General features: G+C 43.5%; 12 protein-coding genes and 1 pseudogene. 1 reads left to right on the plus strand and 12 read right to left on the minus strand.

The genetic code is table 11. The features are described 5' to 3' along the window. Nucleotides 1-60: 60 nt before the first annotated feature. From EXU30_RS18595 to ggt, 8 genes are all read right to left on the minus strand, one after another. Complete coding sequence (locus EXU30_RS18595) at nt 61-2,187, minus strand: bifunctional 2',3'-cyclic-nucleotide 2'-phosphodiesterase/3'-nucleotidase (RefSeq protein ID WP_130602569.1); 2,127 nt, start codon at nt 2,185-2,187, stop codon at nt 61-63. Between the two features lie 341 nt (nt 2,188-2,528). Next, a complete protein-coding gene (locus EXU30_RS18600) occupies nt 2,529-4,703 on the minus strand; it encodes a M3 family metallopeptidase (RefSeq protein WP_130602571.1) in 2,175 nt (724 codons plus the stop codon). Between the two features lie 446 nt (nt 4,704-5,149). Then, nucleotides 5,150-5,542: a phosphate ABC transporter substrate-binding protein gene (locus EXU30_RS18605; RefSeq protein WP_130602573.1), complete on the minus strand. Its 393-nt coding sequence runs from the start codon at nt 5,540-5,542 to the stop codon at nt 5,150-5,152. A 12-nt stretch (nt 5,543-5,554) separates the two neighbouring features. Beyond that, nucleotides 5,555-6,739, minus strand: coding sequence for an outer membrane protein (locus EXU30_RS18610; RefSeq protein ID WP_130602575.1), 1,185 nt, complete (start codon nt 6,737-6,739; stop codon nt 5,555-5,557). A 479-nt stretch (nt 6,740-7,218) separates the two neighbouring features. Further along, on the minus strand, nt 7,219-7,611 hold the full coding sequence (locus tag EXU30_RS18615; RefSeq protein ID WP_130602577.1) for a phosphate ABC transporter substrate-binding protein: 393 nt from the start codon (nt 7,609-7,611) through the stop codon (nt 7,219-7,221). Nucleotides 7,612-7,622: 11 nt separating this feature from the next. Beyond that, nucleotides 7,623-8,801, minus strand: coding sequence for a porin (locus EXU30_RS18620; protein WP_130602579.1), 1,179 nt, complete (start codon nt 8,799-8,801; stop codon nt 7,623-7,625). A gap of 89 nt (nt 8,802-8,890) precedes the next feature. Further along, nucleotides 8,891-10,507 (minus strand): methyl-accepting chemotaxis protein, encoded by a 1,617-nt coding sequence (locus EXU30_RS18625; protein ID WP_130602581.1) that lies wholly within the window; start codon nt 10,505-10,507, stop codon nt 8,891-8,893. A gap of 921 nt (nt 10,508-11,428) precedes the next feature. Continuing rightward, nucleotides 11,429-13,132 (minus strand): gamma-glutamyltransferase, encoded by a 1,704-nt coding sequence (gene ggt, locus EXU30_RS18630; RefSeq protein WP_242620430.1) that lies wholly within the window; start codon nt 13,130-13,132, stop codon nt 11,429-11,431. A gap of 296 nt (nt 13,133-13,428) precedes the next feature. Between ggt and EXU30_RS18635 the strand changes: the two genes are divergently transcribed. Further along, a complete protein-coding gene (locus EXU30_RS18635; protein ID WP_130602583.1) occupies nt 13,429-14,784 on the plus strand; it encodes a GNAT family N-acetyltransferase in 1,356 nt (451 codons plus the stop codon). 48 nt (nt 14,785-14,832) lie between these two features. Here EXU30_RS18635 and EXU30_RS20330 read toward each other — a convergent pair whose 3' ends face one another. From EXU30_RS20330 to EXU30_RS18650, 4 genes and pseudogenes are all read right to left on the minus strand, one after another. Next, nucleotides 14,833-15,003: a hypothetical protein gene (locus tag EXU30_RS20330; RefSeq protein ID WP_165399051.1), complete on the minus strand. Its 171-nt coding sequence runs from the start codon at nt 15,001-15,003 to the stop codon at nt 14,833-14,835. A 341-nt stretch (nt 15,004-15,344) separates the two neighbouring features. Next, nucleotides 15,345-15,518, minus strand: a pseudogene (locus tag EXU30_RS18640) (LysE family translocator); the annotation flags it as partial. Nucleotides 15,519-15,758: 240 nt separating this feature from the next. Further along, nucleotides 15,759-16,169, minus strand: a complete 411-nt coding sequence (locus EXU30_RS18645) for a hypothetical protein (protein WP_130602585.1) — start codon at nt 16,167-16,169, stop codon at nt 15,759-15,761. A 305-nt stretch (nt 16,170-16,474) separates the two neighbouring features. Then, nucleotides 16,475-17,092 carry a LysE family translocator gene (locus tag EXU30_RS18650; protein ID WP_130602587.1) on the minus strand — a complete coding sequence of 206 codons (618 nt, stop codon included), beginning with the start codon at nt 17,090-17,092 and terminating at the stop codon, nt 16,475-16,477. Nucleotides 17,093-17,133 lie beyond the last annotated feature (41 nt).

Genomic DNA, 17,133 nt, shown 5'->3' on the forward strand with positions numbered 1-17,133 from the left:
TCCTTTTTTCACCCTTCGACAGTATTTACTGCCTGCTATGTTGGCACGGGTGGTATGAGTTTAGTGCTCAGTTAAATCGATCTGGTAAACAGCAAAACCTAACTCGTCAGTGTCGTTAAGCTTGGTCATCTTGCGTTGCTGATATTGCTTAATGAACTGCTCGGCCTGTTCACTAGATTGAGTTTCAAAGCGAATGTCTAACTTAGTGTTGGTGCTAATGTTGGCGAAATCCCAGTTATTGTCTGCACCTGGGTCAACACTGCCGTTTTTCTCAGTCTCAGCACTGATGTATTGTGCTAAGGCCTCGCGATTGGTATCGGGCAGCTCAAGCACCACATGTTTACTACCTGTACCTGCAAACTTTTGCCCAAAGGCGCGGTAGTTATTTGAGGCAACAATAAACTCCTGTTTGGCAAATGCATCGCCCGAAAGTAGCTTGCCATTCTGCATATAGCTGAGGCTTTTAATGCGATTAGCGTTTGCATCGACGAGTTTGCAGTTACCATCAAAACGATTTGGCTGAGTCACATCAATTTGGTAGGTCAAACTGCCTTGCTCACCATCTATTACGTCAAAGTTGTAGGTGCGGTGATCATTCCAGTTAATCAGACTCTGTGGTGCAGTCGAGCTAGGGTCAATTTGGTTGAATTGATTAGCACTACATTCCAGCCAGTCTTTTACCTGCGCGCCAGTGACTTTTACCGCTACCAAAGTGTTGGGGTAGAGGTATAAGTCGGCAGCATTCTTGTAGGTTAGTTTTCCTTTAGCGACTTGCACATAACTGTCTTTGTCTGCGCTAGTGCTATGACGGCCGCCTGCTTTAAAAGGTGATGCGGCTGACAATACTGGTAGATGTTTAAGCTGTTGCGGCAGGTTTTGCTTAAGTTTCCAAATCTGTGCATTGGCAACAATTTGCACTGTTGGGTCATCCTGTACTAGCGACAAATAGCTATACATATCACTCGTTGCATGGCCGATAGGTTGGCTCACATAGTCAATGGTTTGCTGATGCTCTTTGGCAATAGCTTTATGAATGCTAGCATCTGCCGCGACAAGCTCAGGGCTGGCGGCTTTGCTGTCAAAAATGGGCAGGGCTTTGGCGCGTGAGTCAACGACTTTCCAGCTATCACCATCTTGCTCTAGTGTTAGGTCAATTAAACCCAAATTGTCACCCCAGCGACCGGGCATTACCGCTGCAACTCCGTTGATGGTGCCTTTGTCGAGATCTGCGCCTGTTAATCCTTCAAATGTTGCAGATGGGAACACCGAGTGACTGTGACCAAAAGTAATCGCATCAATGTCATCAACCAGTGTCAGAGCCCAGGTAGCATTTTCATCGTTAACATTGGTTGGCGCTTCAGGCGTGCCTACACCAGAGTGGGGGATAGCCACAATAATATCTGCACCTTCAGCTTTCATTTGTGGAATGAATTTTTCGGCGGATTCAACAATACCTAACACGTCGACTCTGCCGTCTAGGTTTTGTTTATCCCACAGCAATATTTGCGGTGGAACAAAGCCAATGTAACCTATGTTCAGTTGGTGTTGATTGCCATGTTCATCAGTAACGGTTTTTTGCTCAATTAAGTAAGGCTTAAACAGGTTATCGCCAGGCTTAAGGTTATCCCAGCAGTCTGACTTACACAGTACGTTAGCACTAATATATGGGAACTCTGCGCCGCTTAATGCTTGCTTTAGAAAATCCAGACCATAATTGAATTCATGATTACCTATGTTACCAACTGAGTAATTTAAGGTGTTCATCGCCTTGTAGGCAGGGTGTGTGTCGGTTAGGCGGTTGGAATGTTTAAAGCCATGGGCAATAAAGTCGCCCATTGGGCTGCCTTGCAGCAAATCGCCATTGTCGACCAGTACCACATTGTCTACATTGGAATGCTGTTTAATCAAACTCGCGGTACGGGCTAAACCTATACGCGGGTCGACTCTAGACTGGTAGTAGTCATAGTCCATGATATTGGTGTGCAAGTCGGATGTTTCGAGGATCCGCAGGTTAATCTTGCCTGCCTGCTGTGCAACTTGTGCTTGTTTCTTAATCGGTGTTTGAAGATCTGTGCTTGTATGCTCGTGTTGAGCATTCTGGCCGCACCCTGTGAATGCTATTGTAGAGCTAACAAGCAAAATCTTAGGTATGCGCGAGCTTAGCGCTTGAGATAGTTTTGTTTTCATTATGAACTTCGCAGTGCTCTATATGAGCTATTTTTTATAATTAGTCTTATTCGGTATTTATCACTGACTTTTAGCTCTTGGAACGACCAAGACTTTACTTCCACAAGGCGTTCGCTTTGACTTATGTGCTGTGAGCATTTCAGGTGAAGGCTCTGCTAGTAAAACGTTCGTAAAAACAGTTGCTAAAAGCAGTTAATAAAAACCAAATTGCGGCATAATTCTAACAGTAAGTGTTTGCAATAATGTGACTTTTGTTAGCGTTTAGGTGAAATTTTTGCTGTTAAAGACAAAAACGCCGCTAATCACTGATTAGCGGCGTTTTTCAACGTAAATGTGCTGTGTTACAACAAGCCACGACTACGCAGCAGTGGTTCGATACCCGCTTCCTTCCCGCGGAACTTCTTGTAAAGCTCCATTGGGTCATCGCTACCACCTGATGACAAAATATACTTACGGAATTTATTTGCGGTTTCTTCATCGAAAATGCCGTTTTCTTTGAATGCTTCAAAAGCATCGGCACCCAAGATATCAGACCAAATGTAGCTGTAGTAACCAGCTGAATAACCGCCGGCAAAGATATGCGCAAAATAGGTGCTGCGATAGCGCGGTGCTATCTCTTTAATCAGCCCCATTTTAGCAATTGAGTCTGCCTCAAATTTAGCTGCATCGTGCACGGTGTTGTCTTTCAGTGTGTGCCAATCTAAATCAAGGTAAGTGGCTGCCATATATTCAACTGTGGCGAAGCCCTGGTTAAATTTGCTCGCAGCTTGAATCTTCTCAACTAGCTCTTGCGGGATAACTTCACCAGTTTCATAGTGCTTTGCAAATTGAGCTAACACCTCTGGTTGAGTCATCCAGTTTTCCATCACTTGTGACGGGAACTCAACGTAGTCGCGAGGTACGCTAGTACCTGATTGCGAGCGGTATTGCACGTCTGACAATAAACCATGTACCGCATGACCAAACTCATGGAATAGCGTGCTAGCTTCATCAAAAGTTAGCAACGCTGGTTCACCTTCTGCTGGGCGAGGGTAGTTAAGTACGTTGACGATAATCGGTTTTGAATCAACGCCATTCATCTTGTATTGCTGACGATATGCATTCATCCAAGCGCCGCCGCGTTTTGAGTCGCGCACAAAGTAGTCACCTAAGAACACGCCCATTAGGCTGCCGTCTTTATCATATACTTCCCAGGTACGCACTTCTTCATGGTACTTAGGTAAATCAGTGCGCTCTTTTACTGTGATCCCAAATAGGCGGTTTGCCGTGTAGAACACACCTTTTAGGGTACTTTCAAGGGAGAAGTAAGGTTTGGTTTGTTGCTCGTTAAAGCTGTATTTGGCTACGCGGATTTTATCTGCGTAGTACCACCAGTCCCAAGCTTCAAGCTTAAAGCCGCCGTTTTCAGCATCGATTAACTCTTGCATCACCGCAACTTCGTTCTTTGCTTGCTCAAGTGCAGCTGGCCAGATTTTATTCAATAGACCATAAACATTTTCAGGCGTTTTTGCGGTGCGCTCCTCTAGTACAAAGTGCGCGTGAGTTTCATAACCCATTAGCTTGGCGCGCTCAGCACGAAGGGACGCAATTTTTGCTAACACTTTCTTGCTGTCGTTGACGTTATCGTTATTAGCTCGCTCAATATAAGCGGTATAAATTTGCTTACGTAGTTCACGATTGTCTGCGTAGGTTAAAAATGGCGTGATAGAAGGGCGCTGAGTGGTAAAAATCCATTTACCAGCATGGTCGCGCTTAGCCGCCGTTGCTGCAGCAGTGTCGATGACATCTTTTGGCAGGCCGGCAAGGTCAGCCTCATTATCAATCACTAGCTCATAGGCGTTAGTTTCAGCTAATAGGTTGTCGCCAAACTCGAGGCTGAGTTTGCCAATCTGCTCATTGAGGCTACGTAGCTTGTTTTTGTCTTGCTCGGACAGGTTCGCACCGCCGCGGGTAAAACGTTTGAATGTGTCCTCAAGCAGTTTAACCTGTGCAGTGTTCAGTTTACTGCGGTCAGTATTGTTATATACCGACTTAACACGTTGAAATAGTCTGTCATTTAGGTAAATGTCATCGTTTGATGCTGATAGCAAAGGTGACACTTCTTTAGATATTTTTTGTAGCTCTTCGTTAGTATGGGCACTGGTTAAGTTGTAAAACACTGATGCAACGCGTGTTACTAGGTTGCCTGAAAACTCCATTGCTTCAATGGTGTTGGCAAAATTCGGCGTTTCTGGGTTGTTGGCAATGGCGGCTATTTCAACTTGTAACTCTGCAATACCGGCTTTAAATGCAGGTAGGTAGTGCTCGTTTTTTATTTTGTCGAAGTTTGGCATTTCAAAGAAGGTGCCGTACTCAGAAAAGAAAGGGTTGTTGGCGTGTTGTTGTTTGATTTGAGTTAGCTCTGTTTGCGCCGAAGATACAGCCGAAGGTGCCTGTGAGCCAGTGCTAGTGCAGGCACTAACTGCCAACGCAAGCGTAATACTCGCTACCAGAGGTTTAAGAGTAGATCGTTTCATATTGCTCCCTAATGCAATTGATTTGTTATTGTCGAATAAGGCCACAACTTAAAAAACATGTGACTCATCCTTTTCATTTTTTATTTGCCCTCACGTTATATTCGTCGTTACAACGTCAGGACTAATGAAATTTACTGCGCGGTCATTCTAACAACTTTGGTTCGTTTGTTAAGTTTGTGTGACTGGCCTTAATGGTGATTTAAGCTTGGCTGCTTAACAGCTTCGTTCAATGTAATCCTGATTATCGTAATAAATAACAGTGAGTTACTTTTAAACAGTGCTTAATTGAACCGTAGGAAGGAGCTTGATTGGTTCGATGTGGTTGTTTCGTAACAAAGAATTTTGCTAACACTGATATAAACTATTTAATAAAAATCGGCCCAAACTGTGGGAACGGTCAGCTTAGGCCGAGGGGAATGGTGATAACAATTTAAGCTAAGGGTGGGTTAAGGCTTAAATATCACTTTTACGCTGCTATCTAAGTCTGCTTCGTCGATGTAACCAATTGCGTTAGCATCGCTAGCAACAGCGGCTTTCATTGCTGCTGCATCAGATACCGTTGCTGGTGGGTTACCTTTGCCGGTAAATACTTGTTTAGACCAGTAGGCTTTTAACTGAGCATCCGATTTTCCTGTTACCGCTCCATGAAACTCAGAGCGAGTAGCATTACCTTCATCTAGCTCATAAACCACATAGCTAGAACCTTTTCCTAGAAATGCTTTTTTAGCATCGCCTTTAGATATGTCAGTTGTCCCAGTGTTTCCAATAACCACAACACCAGCGTGAGCTGAGGCAATGCAAGTTAGACTAAGAGCAAGAGTCGAGAATAGTTTTTTCATCTTAGTTCTCCTTTAGAACACAGCATCGAGCTTAATTGTGTAAACCGTCGTGCTATCATATTTAAAGCTGTTGCTGGTGTAGTCATACTGTTTGTTATTTACTAAGCCGCCGTGAGTACCGTCAAAGTCGTGTGCGTAAGTAACATCAAACTTGATAGCAAGGTTATCCAGCGCATCCCAACGAATACCTGCGCTGTAGGTTGTTCTTTGTTCATCAAATCCATATCCTAAAGCCGGATTAATTGCAGCTCGTTCGTCATCATCTGTTGTTTTCAAAAATGCAGCTGTCACGTAAGGACTGAATTGATTAATGCGGTAGCCAAGTGTGATGTAGCCCGCGTCGTTATCAGATAAAACACCTTCGATCTTCATTTGCGTCACTTCAGACACCATGAAGAAATTGCCATTGTCATATCCTAAACCTATGCCTTTAAAGGTGGCTTTTGAGTGGTCTATGTCAAACTGCCCTTGAGGTGTGCCGATGTAGCCATCAAAATCTGATTGTGCATACACACCGCGCACAGTCCAGGTCATATCGGTCCAAGTTGCATTAGCGCCGACAAAGTTTGTGAGATCGAGTTTTGCGATGCCATTGTCTACATCAGATTGTCCGCCAAACCCTTGCAAGGATATTGTTGAATCTTCAAATTCGATGTCATAGCTGATGTCACCACCGGTATAGGTCGACAGCGGTACACCACCGTAAACCTCTTCTGGTGGGCGAGCGAATGGTTGAGCATAGCCAACATCTAAGTAGTCAGAATACATAAACAGTGGCCTACGTAGTTTACCCGCGCGAGCTTGAATTCCATTATCAAAGCGGTGTGATAGGTAAGCCCATTCAGCTTCAATGTCCCAGTTGTTTTCGCCGCGCATCATTAATTGCATTACAGCTTGGGTGTTATCGCTAATATCAAAGGTGCCTTGAAAGCCGAATTTAGATTCTTCTTCAAAGTTTGCTGCGGTTGTGGCGCCTGCGTAGCCAGCACTGTTGTTAGCGCTTACATAGCCAAGGCTAATAAAACCGTTGAAATGGAACTTATCTTTTAAACTATCATTTTGCTGCTTTTGTAGTGACGCAACTTGTTGCTCGAGTTTAGCAACCCTTTCATCATTGTTTGGCTGGTTAGCCTGCGCTGCAATTGGCAGCATGGCGATTGAAATCGCAACCGGTAGTGTTTTCAAAGTAAAGTACATCTAGATACTCCTCTCATTACTTTGTCGCCCTTTAGGCTGTTGTTTATTGTTTTTATGTCTCATTATTTAGTGCTTAGTGTTACTCAGTGAACAGCGCTACTCGGTGTGTACTGTCAACTGATATCCTCTTGCTAATCTGCAGCATTGGCATTGCTATTCTCATCTAATTGCAACCTCATCTAAGTTGCTATTTTTACGAGCTATATTTTCCAAATTGCTTCGCCTTAGAGGATAAATTTTGATTTTAAAGTTGGTGTGTCCTCCTTACTCCAAACATTATTTGTGCTCTAAACATTAATGTGTATTTATGTGTGCTCAGCGGTATGTACACGTGTATTTGTTGGACAAATAAAAAAGCACTTTGGTGCTTGTGAGTTAATTAGCTATATAGTGCTTGGGATAGATTTATCGCAAGGCTAGTTTTAAGAATAAGGGAGTGAGAAGTCACTCCCTTACTTAGTTAAAGACCTGCTTAAAAGCTAAGGTTTTAAGATTATCTTCACGCTGCCGTCAACGTCGGCTTCGTCGATATAACCAATCGCGTTAGCGTCTGCAGCAACAGCGGCTTTCATCGCTGCGGCATCAGATACCGTTGCTGGTGGGTTGCCTTTGCCGGTAAATACTTGCTTAGACCAGTAGGCTTTTAACTGAGCATCAGACTTACCTGTTACGGCGCTATGAAACTCAGAGCGAGTGGCATTACCCTCATCTAGCTCATAAACCACGTAGCTAGAACCTTTTCCTAAAAATGCTTTTTTAGCATCACCCTTTGAAATGTCAGCTGCTCCTGGATTGCCAATAACAACCACAGCAGCATTGGCTGAAACCATGCCTGCTAGACTAAGGGCGACAATTGATAATAACTTTTTCATCTTATTGCTCCTTAGAATACAGCGTCGACTTTAACGGTATAAAGCATTGAACTGTCGTGCATTTCTAATCCAGAAAGTGCGCGGTCAATATTACCGTCTAGGCCACCATGAGAGTCACCAAAATCTGTTAGGTAAGTAACGTCGAATTTAAGTGCTACGTTATCAATGGCATCCCAACGAAGACCTGCACTGTATGCTTTACGCTCACGGTCAAAGGCGAATGCTAGAGGTGGTAGCATTGCACGCTCATCGTTATCAGTGGTTTTGTAGTAGGCCGCTGTCACGTAAGGTGTGAATGCATTAATACGGTAACCCAGGGTCAGATAACCAGACTCGTTATCGGCCAGTGGGCCTTCGATTTCAACTTGGGTCCACTCAGCTACTGCAAGTAGGTTACCGTTGTCATAACTACCGCCCAGACCGATGAATTTAGACGTGGTATCACTAACTGGAACCACATCGTCGCCTAGGTACAATACACCGTCAATTTTGGTTTGTCCGTATACGGCGCGAGCAGTCCAGGTTAAGTCAGTCCAAGAGATATTGGCACCTAAGATATTGTTTAGATCTACTTTGCGTAGGTCGTCTTCAACGTCAGATTGACCACCAAAACCTTGTAAGGTTAGTGTTGAGTCTTCAAATTCAACATCATAAGCAAGATCACCACCGGTGTAAGAAGAGAAAGGCACTGGGTCATACACTTCTTTTGGTGGGCGCGCGAATGGCTGCGCATAACCAACATCTAGGTAGTCCGAGTACATAAATAGCGGTACACGCAGCTTACCTGCACGGGCTTGAATGCCGCTATCAAAGCGGTGAGATAAATAAGCCCACTCGGCTTCGATATCCCAGTCGTTGGCACCACGGGTCATTAACTGCATCACAGCTTGTGTTTGATCTGAGATTTTAAAGGTACCTTGAAAACCTAGCTTGCTGTCTTCAGTAAAGTCAGCACCCGTTGATGAATTATTGTAGCCAGCATCATTGTCTGATGTGGTGTAAGCAACACTGATAAAGCCGTTAAAACTGAACTTGTCAGCTAGGCTTTCGCGTTGCTGCTTTTGTAGAGATTTAACTTGCTGCTCCAGTTGAGCGATTTTTTTATCAGTTGCGTCATCTGCAATAGCACTAGCAGGCAGCAGGGCAACTGAAACCGCTAAAGGAAGCGCTTTCATAGCGAAGTTGTTCATGTCTATCCTCGTCATCATCATAGTTCGCCTTTTAGGCGTTTATTTTTGCTGGCTCTTACTCGGTAAGCACCAGCAAATATTTTTTAAAATCAGACCTTAAACTGGTCTGTTATTAATTGTAGACGCTCACTGACACTTTGGATGTCATAGCTGATTGACCCCATTTCGTCAGTGGTCGATTTGACTTTAGTTGCATTGCTTTCAATCTCAGCAACGTACTGTTCAATTAGTTTAGATGTGGTGTGCTGTTCTTCAGTGGCTGCAGCAATTTGCTCGTTAACCACGGTAATTGCGCTAACTTTGTCGGTGATGCTAGTCAGTGCATCGCCAGCACGCGAGGTGGTTTTAACCCCTTCATCAGCGGTTTCAATACCGCGCTGCATAGCGTCAACAGCTTGCTTAGAGGTCGTTTGTAGCTCTTGCAGTACCTGTTGAATTTCTGTCGTCGATGCTTGAGTTCGGGAGGCGAGGGTACGTACTTCGTCGGCAACTACCGCGAAGCCCCGACCTTGTTCACCCGCACGAGCCGCTTCAATTGCTGCGTTTAATGCCAGTAAGTTAGTTTGGTCAGCAATGCCGCGAATAGTATCTAAAATGTCATTTACGTTACTGGTAAAGGCTTCAAGTTGATTCACAACCACTGCGGTAGTTTGTACTTCTTCAGCCAATTTGTTGATGGTAGTAACAGCATCAGAAACAACGATTTGGCCTTGCTGAGATTCTTGACTCGCATTTTCTGCTTCAGCTGCCGCATTGGCTGCATACTCAGAAATTTGACTCACGCTGACAAACATTTCACGCATAGCTTGCGATATTTGCTCAATTGCTGCGTTTTGTTCTTCTACTGTTTGTTCACTGTTTTGCGAGCTGTGAAGCAGAGTATTCGAAACAGTACTTAAGCTGTCAGTGGTTTGTTTAGTATCAGCAATTGAGTCCTGTAGTTTAGACACGAACTGGTTAAACCAATGCACAAGTGGCTTGATTTCGTCTTTACCGTCATAGTCGATGCGAGCGCGCAGGTCGCCTTCACCTTCTGAGATGTTACGCAGTGAATCGGTAACATTGTTGATGGTGCCGATAATTGAGCGGCTCACAATAACGCCTAAGGCAATCATCACTAGGGCTGTGATAACACTAATAACAACGAAAAAGCTGTTGGCGTCGCTAGATGCTGCTTTAGTTGCTTCAATGCTATGCTCAAACTGCACGGCAAATTCATCTTTCATGGTCGAGAACTGACTGACCAGTGATTGATAACGATCAGCGTTAGCTGCAGCCTGATTTTTGATTTTATTGAAATCAACGTCGTCCTTTAAAAACTCCGCAACTAATTGATTTGCATTGACGTGATAGGTTTGTAAATCGCTTTTTAATCGCTCTGTCTGCTGTCTTTGTTGTGGGAACAAGCTGCTAAGAGACGATAAGTTATCCGAGATCTGGCCAACCATTTGTGCTGCGGTATCTAGTGATTCTTCTTCACCAGTGGTTACAGCAGATTGGATGAGTTGGTCTAGTTGAAGTAACAAGCCATCGTTAATAGTAGATAAGTTCAGCGCAGGGTAGAGTTTGTACTGAATAAGATCTAGACGCTCTTCGTTACTATTACTGGTTGATTTATTAATAACGGCAGCAATAACGAACGAAATAATTGCGGCAACTGTTAACAGTGCAACGCGATGCCTAATTTTAAGGTTTGTAAGCTTCATAAATGGCCTGCAAGAAGTTTTGTTGTTTGAGTTTTATTCGTTTTATTTGGTTATTTAAACGCTCATGTTATGTATCGGCATTCTCTGATGTAAGTTTAGTGTAAAAGTTGTATTAACACCGAAACAGAGTACGGCAAATTTACCACCAAGATTGCATCCGATAACTGCAACTATTCCTTGTCTGCTCATCACTGAACCCCCTTGTTTTACTTCTAAATTATGGCTGAGGTAAAGCGATTTCTTAAATTATATACCGTACACAAAAAGATAACGTGATTTATTTCATTTGTTGTAAAAGTTAACTATTTTGTGGCGCTGTTGTTTGGCTGTAAAACGCCCATTTTATAAGGGTTGTAGTACGGTTTTAGTTTGCTGATATTTTTGTGTTTTTATGCTTTTTTATATTTAATTGGTTGATATTTAACCTGTTAATCATGGGGAAAGATAATCGTTATCATTTAATTGCAAGGTGGGGGTAACGTTTGATGTTAAATGAGAGTAAAAGCTCTAATTTTAAATGTTATGGATTGTTAGGTGATATTTTAGGTGTGGATTGTCTTTGGTGTTGCGTTATTTCAGTGGCACTAAGTCAGGCTTTATTGGTTATCTGATTAGCGATTTGATTGCCAATCAGTCAAACTTTTACCGTATTTCGTATCGGTAGGCTGGTTTGTATTTGGTTAAATATGTAAATTGCCTTGGATTGGGTTAACAGTGTTTGGAAAGGCGCAAATAAAATAAGTTGCGCTAAGGGCGACCTTGTATACATGGCACTATTTGTTAGTTCAGTAATACAGTTTGACAGCGGCGTTAGTGTGGATATGGTCACCGGCATAACATGTTCAGTGACAGACTTTGCTTTCGAAATAAAGCGCGCTTGAAACCAACAAAAAGCCTCAAGCGCATGCAGAGAGTATGAGGTTAGTAACCTAAGGTTTGTGCGCCAGCTCTTCGAGGATCTGAAGCGCCAAACTTTCCATCTTCAGTGACGACAATCGATTGAGTGCTGCCAATTGAGTTACCAACCTTAACTTCATGCCCCTTAGACTCAAGCAGTTTAATGGTGTCTTGGTTCAATGAGCGTTCAACACGAAGATAATCAGGCAGCCATTGATGGTGAACCCTTGGCGCAGCCGTAGCTTCGGCAATATTTAGTCCATGATCGATAACGTTCATAATGATCTGTAAGGTAATATTGATAATGCGTGAACCGCCTGGGCTACCGGTAATGATATAAGGCTTACCGTCTTTCATTACGATAGTTGGGCTCATTGAGCTTAGCGGGCGCTTGTTACCTGCAACGGCATTGGCTTCACCGCCAATGAGTCCATAGCCGTTGGGTGTACCAGGCTTAGCTGAAAAGTCATCCATTTCGTTATTAAGTAAAATACCAGTGCCCGCTGCCACTAATCCTGAACCATAACTAAAGTTCAGCGTGTAAGTGTTAGATACTGCGTTGCCCCACTTATCGACTACTGAATAGTGGGTGGTTTGGTTGCTTTCATACGGCGCAAGTTTGCCAGGTTTAATTTCTGCGCTTGGCGTGGTTTTATTAATGGTAAATTTGTCGGCTAATGATTTAGCGTAGCTTTTATTGGTGAGTTCAGAAACTGGTACTTTTACAAAATCTGGATCACCCAAAAACTCTGAACGGTCGGCATAGGCGTACTTCATTGATTCTGTCATCAAATGCAAGGTGTCAGCTGTGTTATGGCCAAGCTTATCGATAGGGAATTGCTCAAGCATATTGAGCATTTGAATAATGTGCGTTCCACCAGATGATGGTGGTGGCATTGAAACCACTTTATAGCCACGATATTCGCCAGATACCGGCTCACGCTCGACTACGCTGTAGTTTTTCATATCTTGTAAGGTCATTATACCGCCAGCTTGCTGCACCGCGGCAACAATCTTTTCGGCTGTTTCGCCTTGGTAAAAACCTTTGTTGCCGTGCTTAGCGATTAAGCTTAATGAGTGCGCCAGATCTGGCTGTTTTAGCACGTCACCAATATCAAAGTTACTGCCATCTGGACGATAAAAAATTGCCTTGGAGCTTGGCCACTGACTAATACGACGCTTAAGCCCTGCAAGAGATGTTGCTAGATCTGAGGTCACGCTGATGCCGTTTTTAGCCAAGCTAATTGCTGGCGCTATGACTTGTTCGAGCTCCATGGTGCCGTATTTCTCTAACGCTAAAGACATGCCCATCACTGTACCTGGTACGCCAATGGCTAAGCCGTGCTCACGACTAAGTTTTTTATCTGCATCGCCTTGTTCATTTAGAAACATATCGCGATGGGCTTTGTTGGGCGCAACTTCACGGTAATCGATGGCGACGGTTTTGTTCTCCTTCGCTAAATGCACCAACATAAAGCCGCCACCGCCTAGGTTGCCTGCTCGCGGCAAAGTCACAGCGAGGGCATAACCAACTGCAACGGCTGCATCTACTGCATTGCCGCCTTGTTTTAAAATGTCGACGCCAATTTGGGTGGCTAGCGCTTCTTGAGACGACACCATACCGTGTTTGGCGTAAATGGGTTGCGCGGTGGCTTTAGAGCTATAAATAGATGCTTCGCGGGCTTGACTGGTTTGTGGCAGTACAGCTGAGCCAATTGAAAAGCTAATGACGGCTGCTGATAAGCACAGCGAGATTTTCGAAAAGTTGGGCACGGGTGTTCCTAATTGTCTTCCTTAATACCAAAACAATGTGCCATAGGCTTAATTAAATTGGTATCGTGTTGTTTAAAAAACTATTTACCGATAGTTTTATCTCGACTAGCCCGCTTAGTGATGGTCGGTAAAAAATGAGCCACTTAATATGATCTAATAAGCATGAGTCGTTAAAAATGAGCTAATGGAAAAGCTAAGCTTTTAGCATGAAGCACAGTAAATAGCATGACGCAGAGTAATCAGACCGTACCATGACACAAAGTAATCAAACTCAAGATGACACAGAGACAAAGCAGCCTAATAATGCTGAATTTAATAGCCTATTTTCCAAGCAGCTAGAGATACATCACTTCGCCTCGATTGCTGAAATTGGCCAGGTTAATTGGGATGCTCTAATGGCGAGTGATAACCCGTTTTGTTGCTACGCTTATTTGCATGCTTTAGAGGCCAGTGGCTGTGTGTCTGAGCGCTCGGGTTGGCAAGTGTTTCATCTAGGGATAAAACAAACTGAGAGCGATACCTTAATTGCGGTTATGCCGCTTTATATAAAGCAGCACTCTTGGGGCGAGTATGTATTTGATTGGGCATGGGCTGAGGCATATGAGCGGCACGAGGTTGAGTATTACCCAAAGCTTGTAAGCTCAATTCCGTTTACGCCAGCAACAGGCCCGAGGTTAGCTATATCTCAAGCATTGACTGAGCAGCAGATCTTAATGCTTCGCGCTAAAGTCGCTGAACATTTGCAGCAGCTGTGCAGTGAGCATTTTTCTTCCTGGCATCAGTTATTTGTGCCTAAAACTGATATTGGCAGTTTACAAAAGGGCATGTTTGCACGCTTAGGTACGCAATTTCATTGGCATAACCGTGGACTGGACAATGCTGATAGTATTCAAAAACAAAGCTTGAGCAATAGTGGTGAAAGCTCGCTAAAGGCAAATAGCTTAGCCTATTCGGATTTTAGTGATTTCACCCAAACCATGACATCGCGCAAGCGCAAAATGATTAATAAAGAAAGGCAAAAGGTTGTTGACGCAGGAATTCAATTTGAGTTTATCTCAGGCGAGCAGGTAACCGAGCAACAGTGGCAAACCTTTTACCTTTGTTATCAGCAAACCTATTTAAAGCGCTCAGGTCATCAAGGCTATCTAAACTTGGCGTTTTTCATAGAGCTTGGAAAGACCATGTCCAAGCAAATTCAGTTATTGGTAGCGACAGACAACACAGACAACACAGACAACACAGACAACACAGACAACACAGACAACACAGGCAATACCGTTGCGATGGCGTTGTATTTTACTTCTGCAACTCATCTATACGGTCGTTATTGGGGCGCACTAGTAGAAGTTGACGGGCTGCATTTTGAAGCCTGTTATTATCAAGGCATAGAGTATGCGATAAAGAATCAATTGGCGGTGTTTGAGGCTGGCGCCCAAGGAGAGCACAAGGTGGCGCGAGGTTTTGTGCCTGTGGCAACTCACTCATTGCATCATGTGGCGCACTCAGGTTTTGCTAACGCGATTGAAGATTATTGCCTGCAAGAGGCGGGTCATATGAAAATTTATATGGCAGAGCTAGCTAAGCAATTACCATTTAAAACCAATTAGCCAGACTTTTGAGTCTGGCTAATTTGGACGCAGAGTATTGACTCAAAGTTATAGAGAAAGCCCCATTCCTGCTTCTACTGCTAAAGTAATGGCAGTGATAGCCACTGCAGTAACAAAGCACACTTTAATCATTGAGTTAAAGGTACCCATAAAATAATTCACTTGTTTACGCATGACGCGTTTGCGCGTGTTATGGCGCATTGCTTTCGTTGCCATCATTATTCCTTAACCTGCTCTCGAGTCACCCTAAATTGTTAATGGGCGACTAAAATTACGCGTGAAGATTTGGGCGGAATATACGTAAAATCAAATGTCTAAAGTGTTATCTAGATAACACTTTTTTATGTTGGTTGACGTTAGGTCGGAAATAATTGCTGAATGTAAAATGTACGTTAACGGTTGGTTTTTGAACTGTGTGTGAACTGGATCGTTTTTGTTTGAGAATTGAGCTTTTACCTCGCAGGATTGTTGCAAGCGCAATGTCAGTCCCGGTCACGATGTCAGTCTCAATAGCAACGCTAGTTTTGATCTCAAGCGTAAAGCAATGGTTTGAGTTGCTACTAACCCAGCGCCAGCCAAGCGCCAACACCTATCATCAAACTACCGGCAATGCGGTTCATTAGTTTGATGTTACCATCTTTAGCTAGAAATAACTTAAGGGTTTTACCGCCCGCTGCATAAGCCATCATGCTGGTGAATTCAGTCACCGGAATAATACGTAGCTTATTCAGTACAAACTTAAACAAATATGTAGTGGGTACTGCACCAGATGCTATAACTGCATATTTTTTCAGTTTCTCCGTCTCCTGATTGATTAAACAGGTACTTACAGACTAAATCAGCGCTCTATTTTATGACGATAAATAGATTGGTATTAGGCCATGATGAAAGTATCTAGACGGAAGGCATAAATTATTATGCCCCCATTGAATTAACAGCTATTTTAACGCTTGACTACGGTTTTGCTTAATTAGTTATACAGTGCATTTACTGCATATAGCTTCACCGTTTTCGAGTCGCGGGGTTTCTCTAATTCCACATTTTATACACGTTGTTGATTTGGCTGCTTTTGTGATTTTGGGGGACTCTTGCTTCTGGTGAGTAATAGGTTGCAATTCCGCTCTACAATGTTTGCAGATTTTTGCAACAGCTTTTACTTCTTCACCACACTCAGGGCAGTCTCTATGTTGTTTCGCATGCTGTTTTGCAGCGATGATTTCTTGGGTGCTAGTAGCTTTACCAAGTACGAGAATGAAAATGATTGAAAATAGAGGGCTAATAATTAGCGATAGAAGAAACCAACCTATGCTGCTGCGGTTGTAGCGATGTGCTACAACCATGACTAGTATAGAAAACATGATCCAAGAAAAGATTATAGTTGCCATCGGTGTTCCTCCAAAGATGTACTCATGACTGATTACAGTTAAAGCTTAAGGATTTAGGTTGTGACCAACCTGGTTAGATCTATTAGAAATAATTAGAGTTGTGGCAAATTAATAACATCAACTCAGTATTCATTTCATTAAACTGAAAGTTTGTGGCGAGTATATCGGGGAGGAGTTTTAAAGATGTTACTACGAGAACACTTGAAGGAAACAAGTGAGGTTATCGCATTGTAAGTGGCTTTGTGTTGCTGTCTGGTTAGGGCGTAGTTGCGAGTTTGTGTTGGACGTGTTGTTTTTAATAAGTCTTAACCCAAAGCCAGCCAGGCGCCAACACCTATCATCAAACTACCGGCAATCCGGTTCATTAGTTTGATGTTGCCATCCTTAGCTAGAAATAATTTGAGGGTTTTGCCGCCCGCTGCATAAGCCATCATGCTGGTAAATTCAGTCACCATGATAATGCTCAGTAAGACAATAAGCTGAGTGCTGATTTCTTTATTCACATCGATAAAAGGTGGCAGCAGGGAAATCATAAATGCCCAGCCTTTGGGATTGGCTACGGCTGTAATGAAGCCTTGTGAGGCTAGGGCGAGTCTGTGGGTATCGATTTGCTGATTATCAACAATTGCCATTTTGCCTTTTGATTGCCACATGTTGACGCCGATGTACGCAAGATAAGCGCCGCCAACCCATTTCAGTAGATTAAATGCCTCAGGATAGTTAAGCATGATACTGGCAACACCAAACACAGCAGCGATTGCTACACTTGCCACCCCAACCAGTTCGCCTAGCATCATCCACAGCGTGCGGCGCACGCCAACACTCATGCCTAATGTCATTGCTAATGTCATGCACATACCAGGGGTAATCGACACAAAAAAGAAGGTAGGAATAAATACGGCAAGTACGGCTAAATCTGGCATGTTTTAGTTCAGTATGAGTTGAGTCTTAGGCAGCTGCGGAT

The sequence above is a fragment of the Shewanella maritima genome (assembly GCF_004295345.1).
Taxonomy (GTDB): Bacteria; Pseudomonadota; Gammaproteobacteria; order Enterobacterales; family Shewanellaceae; genus Shewanella; species Shewanella maritima.

Bases quoted from the DNA above. Each gene is read 5' to 3' on its own strand.
- EXU30_RS18595 (WP_130602569.1), bottom strand. From the start codon at position 2,187: ATGAAAACAAAACTATCTCAAGCGCTAAGCTCGCGCATACCTAAGATT.
- EXU30_RS18600 (WP_130602571.1), bottom strand. From the start codon at position 4,703: ATGAAACGATCTACTCTTAAACCTCTGGTAGCGAGTATTACGCTTGCG.
- EXU30_RS18605 (WP_130602573.1), bottom strand. From the start codon at position 5,542: ATGAAAAAACTATTCTCGACTCTTGCTCTTAGTCTAACTTGCATTGCC.
- EXU30_RS18610 (WP_130602575.1), bottom strand. From the start codon at position 6,739: ATGTACTTTACTTTGAAAACACTACCGGTTGCGATTTCAATCGCCATG.
- EXU30_RS18615 (WP_130602577.1), bottom strand. From the start codon at position 7,611: ATGAAAAAGTTATTATCAATTGTCGCCCTTAGTCTAGCAGGCATGGTT.
- EXU30_RS18620 (WP_130602579.1), bottom strand. From the start codon at position 8,801: ATGAACAACTTCGCTATGAAAGCGCTTCCTTTAGCGGTTTCAGTTGCC.
- EXU30_RS18625 (WP_130602581.1), bottom strand. From the start codon at position 10,507: ATGAAGCTTACAAACCTTAAAATTAGGCATCGCGTTGCACTGTTAACA.
- EXU30_RS18635 (WP_130602583.1), top strand. From the start codon at position 13,429: ATGACACAAAGTAATCAAACTCAAGATGACACAGAGACAAAGCAGCCT.
- EXU30_RS20330 (WP_165399051.1), bottom strand. From the start codon at position 15,003: ATGATGGCAACGAAAGCAATGCGCCATAACACGCGCAAACGCGTCATG.
- EXU30_RS18645 (WP_130602585.1), bottom strand. From the start codon at position 16,169: ATGGCAACTATAATCTTTTCTTGGATCATGTTTTCTATACTAGTCATG.
- EXU30_RS18650 (WP_130602587.1), bottom strand. From the start codon at position 17,092: ATGCCAGATTTAGCCGTACTTGCCGTATTTATTCCTACCTTCTTTTTT.